Origin of the sequence: Achromobacter veterisilvae, assembly GCF_900496975.1 — a bacterium.
GTDB classification, from domain to species: domain Bacteria; phylum Pseudomonadota; class Gammaproteobacteria; order Burkholderiales; family Burkholderiaceae_B; genus Achromobacter; species Achromobacter veterisilvae.
Genome location: NZ_UFQC01000024.1, coordinates 85,283 through 98,112, shown reverse-complemented (window position 1 = coordinate 98,112; position 12,830 = coordinate 85,283). Strand labels below are relative to the sequence as shown.

At 68.9% G+C, this 12,830-nt stretch carries 12 protein-coding genes and 1 pseudogene; 10 read left to right on the top strand and 3 right to left on the bottom strand.

Features of this window, described 5'->3' with window-relative positions:
- Positions 1-978 (top strand): alpha/beta fold hydrolase (locus AVE30378_RS21065; protein ID WP_129242978.1); only part of this gene is annotated, 978 nt, incomplete at its 5' end.
- A 13-nt stretch (positions 979-991) separates the two neighbouring features.
- Here the strand turns inward: AVE30378_RS21065 and gcvA are convergent.
- The gene (gene gcvA, locus AVE30378_RS21060) at positions 992-1,903 is read right to left on the bottom strand and encodes a transcriptional regulator GcvA (RefSeq protein ID WP_129242976.1); all 912 of its coding nucleotides are present in this window, start codon (positions 1,901-1,903) and stop codon (positions 992-994) included.
- Between the two features lie 155 nt (positions 1,904-2,058).
- Between gcvA and AVE30378_RS21055 the strand changes: the two genes are divergently transcribed.
- The 4 genes and pseudogenes from AVE30378_RS21055 to AVE30378_RS21045 all read left to right on the top strand — a co-directional run bounded on the left by AVE30378_RS21055 (position 2,059) and on the right by AVE30378_RS21045 (position 6,490).
- Positions 2,059-3,270, top strand: coding sequence for a CaiB/BaiF CoA transferase family protein (locus AVE30378_RS21055; RefSeq protein ID WP_129242974.1), 1,212 nt, complete (start codon positions 2,059-2,061; stop codon positions 3,268-3,270).
- Positions 3,267-4,409, top strand: a pseudogene (locus AVE30378_RS32900) (acyl-CoA dehydrogenase family protein); the annotation flags it as partial. The gene AVE30378_RS21055 and the pseudogene AVE30378_RS32900, both read left to right, overlap by 4 nt.
- Before the next feature lie 78 nt (positions 4,410-4,487).
- A complete protein-coding gene (acuI, locus tag AVE30378_RS32895) occupies positions 4,488-5,477 on the top strand; it encodes an acrylyl-CoA reductase (NADPH) (RefSeq protein WP_244235112.1) in 990 nt (329 codons plus the stop codon).
- Positions 5,478-5,521: 44 nt separating this feature from the next.
- A complete protein-coding gene (locus AVE30378_RS21045) occupies positions 5,522-6,490 on the top strand; it encodes a tripartite tricarboxylate transporter substrate binding protein (RefSeq protein ID WP_129242970.1) in 969 nt (322 codons plus the stop codon).
- A gap of 28 nt (positions 6,491-6,518) precedes the next feature.
- On the opposite strand, the gene AVE30378_RS21040 is transcribed toward AVE30378_RS21045, so the two are convergent.
- The gene (locus tag AVE30378_RS21040) at positions 6,519-6,986 is read right to left on the bottom strand and encodes a hypothetical protein (protein ID WP_129242968.1); all 468 of its coding nucleotides are present in this window, start codon (positions 6,984-6,986) and stop codon (positions 6,519-6,521) included.
- Positions 6,987-7,353: 367 nt separating this feature from the next.
- Between AVE30378_RS21040 and AVE30378_RS21035 the strand changes: the two genes are divergently transcribed.
- Entirely contained in the window at positions 7,354-7,557 is a 204-nt protein-coding gene (locus AVE30378_RS21035; RefSeq protein ID WP_129242965.1) for a cold-shock protein, read from the top strand.
- Positions 7,558-7,880: 323 nt separating this feature from the next.
- On the opposite strand, the gene norR is transcribed toward AVE30378_RS21035, so the two are convergent.
- Positions 7,881-9,410 carry a nitric oxide reductase transcriptional regulator NorR gene (gene norR / locus AVE30378_RS21025; RefSeq protein WP_129242961.1) on the bottom strand — a complete coding sequence of 510 codons (1,530 nt, stop codon included), beginning with the start codon at positions 9,408-9,410 and terminating at the stop codon, positions 7,881-7,883.
- Between the two features lie 152 nt (positions 9,411-9,562).
- On the opposite strand from norR, the gene ytfE reads away from it, so the two are divergent.
- From ytfE to AVE30378_RS21005, 4 genes are all read left to right on the top strand, one after another.
- On the top strand, positions 9,563-10,258 hold the full coding sequence (ytfE, locus tag AVE30378_RS21020) for an iron-sulfur cluster repair protein YtfE (RefSeq protein ID WP_129242959.1): 696 nt from the start codon (positions 9,563-9,565) through the stop codon (positions 10,256-10,258).
- Positions 10,259-10,312: 54 nt separating this feature from the next.
- Positions 10,313-10,723: a hemerythrin domain-containing protein gene (locus tag AVE30378_RS21015; RefSeq protein ID WP_129242957.1), complete on the top strand. Its 411-nt coding sequence runs from the start codon at positions 10,313-10,315 to the stop codon at positions 10,721-10,723.
- A gap of 98 nt (positions 10,724-10,821) precedes the next feature.
- Positions 10,822-11,739 carry a DUF808 domain-containing protein gene (locus AVE30378_RS21010; RefSeq protein ID WP_129242955.1) on the top strand — a complete coding sequence of 306 codons (918 nt, stop codon included), beginning with the start codon at positions 10,822-10,824 and terminating at the stop codon, positions 11,737-11,739.
- Positions 11,740-11,909: 170 nt separating this feature from the next.
- On the top strand, positions 11,910-12,773 hold the full coding sequence (locus AVE30378_RS21005; RefSeq protein ID WP_129242953.1) for an alpha/beta hydrolase family protein: 864 nt from the start codon (positions 11,910-11,912) through the stop codon (positions 12,771-12,773).
- Positions 12,774-12,830: the final 57 nt, after the last annotated feature.

The following is a 12,830-nucleotide window of genomic DNA, read 5'->3' as shown; positions in this document are numbered from 1 at the left end:
CAAGCGGCGCCGCAGGCCGCGCTGCCCGGCACGCGCAAGTTCGCCACGCCCGCGGCGCGGCGCGTCGCGGCCGAGCGCGGCATTGCGCTGGACGCGGTCCAGGGATCCGGCCCGAACGGCCGCGTGACCGTGGCGGATATCGGGCAGGCCCGGCCGCAAGCCCGCGACGGCGGCCAGGCGAGCCCGAGGGAAGCCTGGGCGGCGACGCGGCACGGGGACGTCCGCCTGAGCTTGTGGGAGGGCGGAGCCCGGTCAGGCGGCCCGACGGTCGCGCTCGTCCATGGAATGTTCGGAGACCGGGATACCTGGGCCAGCCTGGCGCACGCGCTGAGCCGGGCCGGCGTGCGCGTGCTGGCGATGGACCTGCCCTGCCACGGCGAAACGCGTTCGCGGGCGACGCGGTTCGAGGACGTCGTCGATGCCGTGGCGGACGCCATCGCTTCCCAGTGCGTCGGGCCGGTGACGCTGGTGGGCCATTCGTTCGGCGCCGCGGTCGCGGCCAGGGCGGCGTCGCGGCCAGGCATCGGGGCGGAAGCGCTGATCCTGATCGCGCCGGTGGGGCTGGGCACCGAAATCGACCAGAGCTTCCTCACGGGCATGACGCACGCCGCCACCAACGAGGCGGCGCAGCGCGAACTGGAGAAGCTCACGGTCTCGGGCATGACGCCGTCGGCAGCCTTCATCGACGCACTGCGCCAGGGCACGCAGGCGCGCCGCGAAACGCTGATCGAGTTGTGCCGGTCGGTGGGCTGGAACGGCGTGCAGCAGGTGCACATCGGCCCCGACCTGGCCAACGCGCCCTGCCGCTGCACCATCATCCACGGACGGCGCGATGCGATCGTTCCATGGAAGCATGCCTTGAACGCGCCGCCCAGGACGGCGCTGCACCTGCTGCCCGACGCCGGGCACATGCCGCAATGGGAATCCGGCAAACTGGTCGCGGAGATCGTGCTGGAGGCCGTGCCGGCCCCGCGCTGACGCGTCGTGCCGTTCAGCCCCCCGGCACCAGCGTTTCCATGTGCTTGTTGAAGCGTTCGCCCTCGACCATGAGCCAGTCGCAGAACGTCTTGAGCAGCGGGTCGTGGCGGCGCTCTTCGCGGACGATGAGGAAGTAGCCCGGCGATTGCACGGTGAGCGGCCCGAACGGCGCCACCAGCCGCCCGTCCTCGATGTCGCTGGCCACCAGCGAGGAATAGCCTATCGTCATGCCCAGGCCGTCCAGCGCGGCCTGCAGCGCGAAATACAGGTGTTCGAGCTCCAGCGATTCGGCCGGCACGACGCGGCTGTGCTGCACGCTGGCGAGCCAGTCGTTCCACGCGCTGCGCCGGGCGCGGCAGTGCAGGAACGTGTGGCGCGACAGATCGGTGATGCGCGCAAGCGGCAGGCGCCGCAGCAGTCCCGGGGCGCATACCGGAAAGAAACTCTCGTTCAGCACACGGCGCTTGTAGAGCCCGGGCGCCGGCTCGGCTTCGCGCCGGATCACCACGTCCAGGTTGGAAGGCAGGCGGCTGAAGGGTTCCAGTCCGGTGGATATCTCCACTTCCACTTCGGGGTACTGTTCGCGGAACTTCGCCAGCCGGGGAAACAGCCAGCGCATGGTGAAGGTGGGCAGCGCATTGACGCGCAGCACCTCGCGCGAGCGCAGGCTGCGCGAGGCCGAGGCGATGGCGTTCAGCGCGGGGCTGATGGTGTCGAGATACAGCCGCCCCTGGTCCGTCAATTCGATTTTCTTGCCCAGGCGGCGGAACAGCTTCACGCCCAGCCAGTCTTCCAGCGCCTTGATCTGGTGGCTGACCGCGCCATGCGTGACGGACAGCTCGTCGGCCGCCTGCGTGAAGCTCAGTTGGCGGCCGGCGGATTCGAAGGCGCGGATGGAGGTCAGCGGCGGTAGTCTGGGCTTCATTGTGAATTTACCTCACAGCAGTCGCGAGAAATGATGCCTGGCCCTTGCGCGCGCCCCGTGCTGGAATACGCCGCATGGTTGCAGAACCGGGAATCGCGGCGGCGGATGCCGTGCCGCGAAACGCTGTGAATTTAACTCACCGGAGGGTGGCGGGCATGCTGCAGGGCAAGGTCATACTGGATCTGACGTGGGTGCTGGGCGGGCCGTTCGCCGGCCAGTTGCTGGCACAACTGGGCGCCGAGGTCATCAAGGTGGAACCGGTGGGTGGCGACTACGCCCGTTCCGTGCCGCCGGTGTCCGATACGCGGGATTCGCCGTTCTTCCTGTCGGTGAACCGGGGCAAGCGCAGCGTGGCGTTGGACCTGAAGCATCCGCTGGGCCGCCAGGCCTTCCAGGACCTTGTGCGCGAAGCGGACGCGGTGATCTACGGCTTCGCGTCGGATGTGCCGGCGCGGCTGGGCCTGGACCACGGCACGCTGGCCGCGATCAATCCCCGCATCGTCGTCGGCCAGTTGATCGGACTGGACGATAAGGGGTCCTACGCGGGGGCGCCGGCGTTCGACCTGATGTTGCAGGCCATGTCCGGGCTGATGAGCATTACCGGCGAGGCCGGCGGCAAGCCGGTGCGGGTGGGCTACCAGGTGGCGGATCTGGCGGGCGGGCTCTACCTGGCGCTGGGCGTGGCGGCGGGCCTGGTGCAGGCGCAGGCCACCGGTGCGGGCGAACGCGTCCAGGTGTCCCTGTTCGACGCGCAGATGGCCATGCTGACCTGGCAGGCGCAGGGCTACCTGCAAGGCGGCCCGGCGCCGCGCGCCAGTGGAGCGCGCCACGCGATGATCGCGCCCAGCGATATCTACCGCACGTCGGACGGGCGCTGGATCGCCCTGGCGCCCACGGGCGATGCGTTCTGGCAGGCCTTGTGCGAGGCCATCGGGCTGCCCGGGCTGGCGGCGGACGCCCGCTATGCCACCGCGGCGGCGCGCGTGGCCAATGTCGACGCCCTGACCGAAGACCTGGCGGGCGCCATCGGCCGGCGCACGGCGCAGGCATGGCTGGACATTTTCGAGGCGCGGCGGGTGCCCGCCGCGCTGGTGCTGGGCGTGGACGAAGCGCTGGCGCATCCGCTGGCGGCGTCCCGCGGCATGGTGGAAGCCGTGGCCAGGCCGCAGGGCGGCGAGCCGGTGCGCATGCTGGGCAATCCCTTCAAGTTCGCCGGCCAGCCGAGCCTGGGCTATCCGCCGGCGCTGGGGCAGGACACGGCGGCGCTGCTGCGCAGCATGGCGGGCTACGACGACGATAGCCTGGCCGCCCTGCAGGCGGCCGGCGCGATCGGGACCGGCGCCTCGCTGGCGGGAGCGGCGCAATGACGGCCGCCGTGGACGAGCGCGACGCGGGGCTGGGCGAGGACGCGCGCGCACTGCTGAGCGGCGTGGCGGCTTTCGCGCAAAGCGAGGTGGCGCCCTTGGCGGCGGCGGGCTGCGGCGCGCAGCCCTGGGCCGGCGGTCTGATCCGGCGCGCGTGCCGGCTGGGTTATGGCGGCATCGAGGTCCCGGCCGGCGACGGCGGGCTGGGCCTGCCCTACCGCATGCGCGCCAGGGTGGCGGAAACGCTGGCCGCGGCCGACTTCGCGTTCGCCTTCGCCTTCATCAACCAGCACAACGTGGCGCTGCGCATTGCCGAACACGGCAGCGCCGCGGCCCGCGCGCGCTACCTGCCGGGGCTGCTGGCGGGAGACCTGGTCGGCGGCACCGCGATGTCGGAGCCGCGCGCCGGCAGCGATTTCGCCGCCATCGCCACGCGGGCTCGGCGCGGCGAGGGCGGAGGCTGGATCCTGGACGGCGAGAAGGCCTGGGTGGCCAATGCCGCGGGCGGCGAGCTGGCGCTGGTGTTCGCGCAGACGGATCCGGCCCGCGGGCCGGGGGGGATCGCCTGCTTCATCGTCGACCTGCGCGCGCCGCAATGCGAGCGCGTGGACGGCGCGCCGCTGGAGGGGCTGGGCGCGGCCGGCATCGCCGGCATCCGCCTGGCGGGCTATCCGGCCGAGGACAGCGACATGCTTTACGCGCCGGGCCAGGGGTTCCCCATGGCGCTGGCCGGCGTGAACAAGGCGCGCACGCACATCGCGGCGATGGCCGCGGGCCTGCTCGACAGCGCGCTGCGGCTGGCGGTGCGGCACGCCTCCACGCGCCAGGCTTTCGGCCGCCCCATCATCGAACAGCAGGGCCTGCGCTGGTCGCTGGCGGACGTGTCGACGCGGCTGCAGATCCTGCGGATGCTGACGGACCGCGCCGCCGGCCTGATCGACGCGGGATCCGGCGAAGCCGTGCCCGCGGCCGCCATGGCCAAGAAGTACGCCGGCGAAGAATGCCTGGACGCCGTCGCCGCCTGCGCGCAGGCCTTGGGCGCGGGCGGGCTGCTGCCGGACCAGGGCATGGCGCGGCGGCTGCTGGCCGCCAAGGCGCTGTGCTTCGCCGACGGCACCACGGAAATGATGAACGAGCGCATCGCGGCCGGGCTGGCGTCGCGGTTCGCCACGGCGCCGCGCGCCATCGCGCCCGGCGCCGCCACTGACGGGGAGAGGGGAATGCCGTACCAGGCATTGAAACTGACGCGCGGCGAAGACGGCGCCACGCAGGCGCGGCTGGAGCGGATCGCCGAGGACGAACTGCCCGAGGGCGAGGTGCTGGTGGACGTTGCGTACTCGTCGCTGAACTACAAGGACGCCCTGGCGATCACCGGCAAGTCGCCCGTGGTGCGCAGCTTTCCCATGGTGCCGGGCATCGATTTCGCGGGCACGGTGCGCCGGAGCGCCGATCCGCGCTTCAAACCGGGCGACGCCGTGCTGCTCAACGGCTGGGGCCTGGGCGAAACGCGCTGGGGCGGCTTGGCGCAGGCCGCGCGCGTGCCGGCCGACTGGCTGCTGCGCCTGCCCGCGGGCATGGATGCCCGCCAGGCCATGGCCATCGGCACGGCCGGCTATACCGCGATGCTGTGCGTGATGGCGCTGGAACGCCACAACGCCACGCCCGAAGGCGGGCCGGTGCTGGTCACGGGCGCCAACGGCGGCGTCGGGACCGTGGCCATCGCGCTGCTGGCGGGCCAGGGCTATGCGGTTACGGCCAGCACCGGGCGCCCTCAGGAAGCGGATTACCTGTACAGCCTGGGCGCCAGCGGCATCCTGGACCGCGCCTCGCTTTCGGCGCCGGGCAAGCCCCTGCAGAAGGAGGCATGGGCGGCGGCCGTCGATTGCGTCGGCAGCCATACGCTGGCCAATGTGCTGGCCGGCATGCGCTACGGCGCGCCCGTGGCGGCCTGCGGCCTCGCTCAGGGCATGGACCTGCCCGCTACGGTGGCGCCGTTCATCCTGCGCGGCGTGGCCCTGATCGGCGTGGACAGCGTCTACGCGCCCATGGGATTGCGCGAGGAGGCGTGGCGCAGGCTGGCCGGGGAACTGCCGCGCGGCATGCTGGAGGCCAACACGCGCGAGCTGGGGCTGTCGGAGATTGCGGCCGTCGCGGCGCCGCTGCTGGAGGGCAGGATACGAGGCCGCATCGTCGTCGATGTGAACCGATAAGGGCCGCAGCATAGCGGCCCGCATACCACCAAAGGAGACTGGGCATGATCAAGCAACGATGGCGTTCCGTCATCGCTGCGGCGGCGCTTTGCGCCGCCGCGGGGGCGGCATGGGGGCAAGGCTATCCGGACAGGCCGGTGCGGCTGATCGTGCCGTTTCCGCCGGGCGGTTCGGTGGACTACGTGGCGCGCAACATCGCGCCGGTGCTGTCGCAGAAGCTGGGGCAGACCGTGGTGGTGGACAACAAGGGCGGCGCGTCCGGCACCATCGGCACGGCCGAACTGGCGCGCGCGCCGGCCGACGGCTATACGCTGATGCTGGCCTTCGATTCGCATGCGGTCAACGGCTCGCTGTACAAGAACCTGCAATACGACACGATGAAGTCGTTCGACTACATCAGCCTGATCGGCACCATGCCCGCGGTGCTGCTGACCGCCAGGAAGACCGGCATCACCACCTTGCAGCAATTCCTGGACTATGCGCGCGCGCATCCGGGGCAGGTGAACTATGGGTCGTCCGGAGTGGGAGGCTCCAATCACCTCAACCTGGCGGCCCTGGCCGCGCGCACGGACATCAAGTTGACGCACGTGCCTTACCGCGGAGGCGGACCGATGTTCAACGCGGTCCTGGGCGGCGAGGTGGACGTGGTGATCGCCAGCCTGCCCACCATCATCGGTTTCGTGCAGGGCGGGCGGCTGAACGCCCTGGCCATCGGCACGGAACAGCCCGCGCCCGCGCTGCCGGACGTGCCCCCCATCGCCAAGCTGGTGCCGGGTTTCGAGGCCTATTCCTGGGTCGGCATGCTGGCGCCGGCGGGCCTGCCGCCCGAGGTGCGCCAGCGGGTGCGGCAGGCGCTGAGCGATACGCTGGCGGCGCCGCAGGTCAGGAACAGCATGGAGCAGGGCGGCTTCAACATCGTGTCCAGCACCCCGGAAGAATTCCGGCAACGGGTGCAAACCGAATCGCAGCGCTGGGACCGGCTGATACGGGATACGGGCATCAAGATCGAGTAGGCGCGCGGCCGCCTTGCGCGGCGCGCTTTTAGCGCGCGAGCTTCATCGACACGTCGATGTGCGTGCCGCGATCCAGGTCGGCGCCCAGGGGCATGCTGCATTCGGGCAGGCTGAGCAGCTCTTTGCCGATGTCCCCGGCTTCGATGCGGCGGGCGATGTCGTCCAGAAGCAGGGTGCGCGTGGCGAAGCCTTGCCCTTGCAGGTTCTTCGCGTACAGCCGGTAGGTCAGATTGGGTTCGGAGCCCTTCATCACGCCCAGGTCCAGCACCACGCCTTGTTCGTTGCGCAGCAGCAGGTGGCCCGGGCGGGCGTAGATGCGGTAGATGCGCCAAGGGGAAGAGATGGCCGCGTGGGTGGGGCGCGAATCGCGCTGCGCGTCGCGCTTGCGTCCGCCATCGGGGGGTGTCGAGCTGCCAGGCAGCAGCTTGACGCAAGCGTTCGCCAGGCGCGCGATCGAGCGCCTGACGGCGCTCGCGTATAGCGGTTGCGTATTCATTGCCGTACTCCTGTATGGCGGTACGGCGAGGCGACGCGCGTTCAAACACCACCGGTCCAGCATACGCGCATTATCCGGAGGGTGCCGTGAAAATGGGGCGATCGTTACGTATTAACTGCAAATGCCCAGAAAAACAGGCATTTACAGAGCAGCAGGCAGCTTCGAAACAGGGCAATGATTCAACAAGGTGCTAATTGGAAACGTGCATTGACTTTCACCAACCCTGCGTCCATAGTGGTCAAGAAGCTTTTCGAGCATCGTGATTTTCGTCCGGTCTTGCTCCCTCTGTGGCGCTTTATTGTTCGCTGTCCTTTCCTTGACTGGCTCAATTCGCGGGTGTGCCCGCAGCATATAAAGGAAAGAGATCATGGAAACCGGAATCGTCAAATGGTTCAACGACGCCAAGGGCTTCGGCTTCATCATGCCCGAGGATGGCGGCAAGGACCTGTTCGCGCATTTTTCAGAAATCGTCAGCGACGGCCATAAAGTGCTCGTCGAGAATCAGCGTGTCAGCTACGTGACGGCGCAAGGCGCGAAAGGGCCGCACGCCACGCAAATCCGCGCTTTGTGAGTCAAGGGCCCGCAGGGCCCTTTGATCGCGCAGGGGGTTTTATGTTTCACAACAATATGGTTTACAAGGGCTACCGGCTTACCGCCCGCGTTTCGCGGATTTCAGTCGGGGGCTCCGATCGGCCCGCATTTACCGCGACGGTCGCCGTCGAATACGCGGGAGACCAGGACAAACTGGGCGAATCCCACGCCGTGCCTTTGTTCGAATCGGGCGGATTCGTTTCCACTCCCGGAATGGCGGTGGATGCCGCAATCAATCATGGCCGTCGCATGGTCGACGCGCACGCCAGGCCCGCATGATTTCCCGCGGCGCGTCGCGCCGCTTTACGGCTTGAGCCCGAGGCGCCGCGCCAGTTTGTGCAGGTTGCTGGGATCCACGTCCAGCGCGCGCGCGGCGACGGCCCAGTTGCCCTGATGCGCCGCCAGCGCGCGGCGGATCGCCTGGCGCTGGCAGGCATCGACCGCGTCGCGCAGCGATTGGTCGGGGCCCGACGGCGCGGGCGCGTCGTTTTCTTCGTCCGTCTCCGCCAGATCCATGCCGCCGTCCGACAGGTCCAGCAGCTTGGCGCCCAGCGTCACGATTTCGTTGCGGCTGGCGCCATGGCTGACCGCCTTGATGGCGGCGCGGCTGATGACGTGCTCCAGTTCGCGCACGTTGCCCGGCCAGCGATACCGGCGCAGCATTTCCTCGGCCTCTGTCGACAGTCTCAGGCTGCGCAGCCCCAGGCGCGCGCGGTTCAGCTCCAGGTAGCGGCCGGCCAGCAGCAGCACGTCGTTGCCCCGGTCGCGCAGGGGCGGGATCGGGATCGGGTAGACGGACAGGCGGTGATAGAGGTCGGCGCGGAAATCGCCCGCGCGCACCAGGTCGCGCAGGCTGCGGTTGGTGGCGGCGACGATGCGCACGTCCACCCTGCGCGGACGGTCGTCGCCCAGCCGCTGGATTTCGCCGTTCTGCAGGGTGCGCAGCAGCTTGGCCTGCACCAGCAGCGGCAGTTCTCCCACTTCGTCCAGGAATAGCGTGCCGCCGTTGGCGGCCTCGAAGCGGCCCGGGCGGTCGGTGACCGCGCCCGAGAAGGCGCCCTTGGCATGGCCGAACAGTTCGCTTTCGGCCAGCGATTCGGGCAGCGCGGCGCAGTTCACGTGCACCAGGGGCTTGTCGCGGCGGCGCGAAAGGCGGTGCACGCGGTGCGCGAACAGTTCCTTGCCCACGCCGGTTTCCCCCAGCAGCAGGATGGGCAGTTCGGAGTCGGCCACCACTTCGATCTCGTGCAGCAGCCGGCCGATGGATTCGCTCTGGCCCAGGATCTCGTTGCTGTCGGGCGCGGCGCTGTCCGCCGGCTCGGCTCCCCGCGCCACGCGCAGCGCCCGGATCTCGGCTTCGAGCCGCGTGGTCCGCAGCGCCGCTTCCAGCAGCACGATGTAGTCGCGCAGGTCGGATTGGGCCTCGGTGTCGAAGGTGCCGACTTCCAGCGCGTCCAGGGTCAGCACGCCCCAGGGCCGGCCTTCGATGTGCAGGCTGGTGCCCATGCAATCGTGCACCGGCAGCGGTTCGCCCGCCATGCCGTTGATCAGCCCGTCATAGGGATCGGGTAGGGTGCTGTCGTGGTGGAAACAGGTGACGCCGCGCCGCGCCAGGATCGCCGCCAGTCTTGGATGCTGCTGTACGGCGAAGCGCCGCCCCAGCGCGTCCTGCGTCAAGCCGTCCACCGCGATGGGGCGCAGATGGTCTTCCTCCAACTGCAAGAGCGCCACGGCGCCGCAGCGGAAGTGCGTGCGCAGGCTGGAGACCAGCCGCTGCAGGCGCACGGCGGGGGGAAGGTCGGCGACCAGATCGGCGAGCAGGAGATTTTGCATAGGGTGAATTCTACCGTGCGGCGGTGAATATAACCCTTATCACCCAGGGTGATATTCACCCTTTAATTTACAGATACTTGATAAATCACAACTTTTTCCTGGCACGGTTTTCGCTCTTCTCCTAGTACCCGTCATGATCAATGGAGAACACGATGAGCATGGTTGAGCAATCCCTGGGACAGTTGGCGCGCAGCATTCCTGGCGCCACACAGGTTTTTCACGAATACGAACTGGATTTCTGCTGCGGCGGCAAGAAGAGCCTGGCCGAGGCGGCGGCCCAGCGGTCGCTGGACGCGGCGCAGATCGAAGCGCGCCTGATCGCGCTGGCGCAGAATCCCTCCCAGGAAACGGACTGGGGCCTGGCCTCGCCGGCCGAGCTGATCGACCACATCCTGGAGCGCTACCACGAGGTGCACCGCCAGCAGTTGCCCGAACTGATCCGGCTCGCGCTGAAGGTGGAGCAGGTGCATGTCGACAGCCCGGACTGCCCGGCCGGCCTGGCGGACCATCTGCGCGTGATGCAGCAGGAACTGGAAAGCCACATGCAGAAAGAGGAGCAGGTGCTGTTCCCGATACTGGCCCGCGGGCACGGCGCCATGGCGGCCATGCCCATCCAGGTCATGCGCATGGAGCACGACGACCACGGGGTGGCGCTGGAGCGCCTGCTGGCCTTGACCAACGGCCTGACCTTGCCGCGCGCCGCCTGCAATACCTGGCGGGCGCTGTACCTGGGCATACGGACCTTCAAGGAAGACCTGATGGCGCACATCCACCTGGAGAACAACATCCTGTTCGAGAACGCCGCCGGTCCGGGCGGACAGTTGCGCGGCCAGCAGGCGGCGGGCTGAAGACGGCGCGGGGCGGGGTGGCCCGCCCCGCCGCTCAAGCATGGGAATCCAGGCATGAACATCGACAAATTCAAACAGCAACACGTGGATATCCTGCAGGGCATCGCGTCGCTGCGCCGGCTGGCGCACGCGGGCGTGGCCCGCAACGCGGCGGCGATCGCGCACGGCATCGTGTCCATCAGCGCGACGATCAAGCTGCATCTGGCCGTCGAGGACCGGGCCCTGTATCCGGCCCTAGCGCGTTGCGCGGATACCGACCTGGCGCGCGCGGGCCGCGCGTTCCAGGAGGAAATGGACGAGATCGCGCGAAGCTACGAAGATTTCGCCCGGCGCTGGAACAACGCGGGCAGCCTGGAACGGGACGAGGCCGGCTTCCGGGCGGACGCCAACATCGTGCTGCGCCGGGTCCACGAGCGCATGCAGCGCGAAAACCGCGATCTCTATCCGCGCATCGAGGCGATGTAGGCCCGGCGCCTGGCGTTCCTCGGCCGAACGCCTTCCAGGCCGCGCCGCGGGTCCGCCTGTACACTCGGGAAATCTCTCGGGGCGACAGGGGATGCCCAATGGCCGGAAGCAGTTTCTTCGCACTGTTCGACGACATCGCCTCCATCCTGGATGACGTGTCCGTCATGACCAAGGTGGCCGCCAAGAAAACCTCCGGGGTGCTGGGCGACGACCTGGCCCTCAATGCGCAGCAGGTCACCGGCGTGCCCGTCAACCGCGAGCTGGCGGTGGTCTGGGCGGTGGCCAAGGGCTCGTTCGTCAACAAGCTGATCCTGGTGCCGGCGGCGCTGCTCATCAGCGCTTTCGCGCCCTGGGCGATCACGCCGCTTTTGATGCTAGGCGGGGCCTTCCTCTGCTACGAGGGCGTCGAGAAACTGGCGCACAAGTACTTGTCGCACGGCGACTCGCCCGAAGGCCACCACGCCGCGCGCGCCGAAGCCCTGCAGGACCAGGCGGTCGACATGGTGGCGTTCGAGCGCGGCAAGATCAAGGGCGCGGTGCGCACCGACTTCATCCTGTCGGCGGAAATCATCGTCATCAGCCTGGGGGCGGTGGCCGGCGCCGATTTCACCCGCCAGGTCATGGTGCTGTCCATCATCGCCGTCGCCATGACGGCCGGCGTCTATGGCCTGGTGGCCGGCATCGTCAAGCTCGACGATCTGGGCCTGTACCTCAGCCGCAAGCCCTCCCGGCCCCTGGCCTGGCTGGGCCGGCGCGTCGTGAGCGCCGCGCCCTATCTGATGAAGGCGCTGTCGGTGGTGGGCACCGCCGCCATGTTCATGGTCGGCGGCGCCATCCTGACGCACGGCATCGCGCCGGTGCATGCCGTCATCGAACGCGCCGCCGCCGCCGTGGGCGGAGGCGGCGTGGTCCAGGCGCTGGCGTCCACCCTGCTCAACGCCCTGTTCGGCATCGTCGCCGGAGCCGTGGTGCTGGGGGCGGCCGGCCTGGCCAAGCGGCTGCTCAGGAAGGGCTGAGGCGCGGCCGCCAGCCTTCGCCCGGGCGGGCGCGGTGCCGCCCTAGGGAATCCCCTGCCTTGTTGATCCGGAACAGTGGCGCCTAAAATTGGCGCCAATTTATGTGATCATTGTTTCGACCACCGGCATAGACCATGGCACGCCGACACGGCCATGGAAACGAGGAAATCATGCAGTCCGACGCAGCACTCGCCATCCAACCCGACGCCGCCCGCGCCCGGGCCATCTACGATCTGGGCCACAGCACCGTTTTCGCCGCGCGCACCGACCCGCGCTTTTCCTATTGCATGTATGTGCCGCCGCACATCGACGCGGCCAGACATCCGATGGAGCTGGTGGTGATCATGCACGGCACGGGCCGCGCCTTCGTGGAATACCGCGACGCGTTCGCGGAATTCGCCCGCTGGAACGATTGCATCGTGCTGTGCCCGCTGTTCCCCGTCAGCCCGTTGGGCGACGGCAACCGCGACGGCTTCAAGCAACTGCGCGAAGGCGACATCCGCTATGACCAGGTCCTGCTGGACATGGTGGCGGAAGTGGGCGAGAAGTTCGACCGCGATTTCAAGCAGTTCGCCCTGTTCGGCTATTCGGGCGGCGGCCAGTTCGTGAACCGTTTCGCGCTGCTGCACCCGGAACGCCTGTGGGCCGTGTCGATCGGCGCGCCGGGCTCGGTGACGCTGCTGGATCCGGAGCAGGATTGGTGGGTGGGTGTGCGCGACGCGGAAACCCGATTCGGCAAGCGCATCGACGTGGATGCCCTGCGCAAGGTGGCCGTGCACATGGTCGTGGGCAAGGCCGACCTGGAAACCTGGGAAATCACCCACCGCGAAGGCGGCAAGTTCTTCATGCCGGGCGCCAATTCCGCCGGCAGGAACCGCCCGGAGCGCCTGGAATCGCTGCGCCGTTCGTTCGAAGCGGCCGGCGTGGACGTGACGCTGGACCTGGTGGACAACGTGCCGCACGACGGCCTGAAGTGCGTCGGCCAGGTCCAGGATTTCCTGGCCGGGGCGCTGGCCAGGCTGCGCAATGCGTAACACCGCAATCTTGAAGAGCGCGCGGCGCGGACGCGTCCGCGCCGGGAACTAGGAGAG

Coding starts and splice junctions, on each gene's coding strand:
- gcvA (WP_129242976.1), bottom strand. CDS start 1,903: ATGAAGCCCAGACTACCGCCGCTGACCTCCATCCGCGCCTTCGAATCC.
- AVE30378_RS21055 (WP_129242974.1), top strand. CDS start 2,059: ATGCTGCAGGGCAAGGTCATACTGGATCTGACGTGGGTGCTGGGCGGG.
- acuI (WP_244235112.1), top strand. CDS start 4,488: ATGCCGTACCAGGCATTGAAACTGACGCGCGGCGAAGACGGCGCCACG.
- AVE30378_RS21045 (WP_129242970.1), top strand. CDS start 5,522: ATGATCAAGCAACGATGGCGTTCCGTCATCGCTGCGGCGGCGCTTTGC.
- AVE30378_RS21040 (WP_129242968.1), bottom strand. CDS start 6,986: ATGAATACGCAACCGCTATACGCGAGCGCCGTCAGGCGCTCGATCGCG.
- AVE30378_RS21035 (WP_129242965.1), top strand. CDS start 7,354: ATGGAAACCGGAATCGTCAAATGGTTCAACGACGCCAAGGGCTTCGGC.
- norR (WP_129242961.1), bottom strand. CDS start 9,410: ATGCAAAATCTCCTGCTCGCCGATCTGGTCGCCGACCTTCCCCCCGCC.
- ytfE (WP_129242959.1), top strand. CDS start 9,563: ATGAGCATGGTTGAGCAATCCCTGGGACAGTTGGCGCGCAGCATTCCT.
- AVE30378_RS21015 (WP_129242957.1), top strand. CDS start 10,313: ATGAACATCGACAAATTCAAACAGCAACACGTGGATATCCTGCAGGGC.
- AVE30378_RS21010 (WP_129242955.1), top strand. CDS start 10,822: ATGGCCGGAAGCAGTTTCTTCGCACTGTTCGACGACATCGCCTCCATC.
- AVE30378_RS21005 (WP_129242953.1), top strand. CDS start 11,910: ATGCAGTCCGACGCAGCACTCGCCATCCAACCCGACGCCGCCCGCGCC.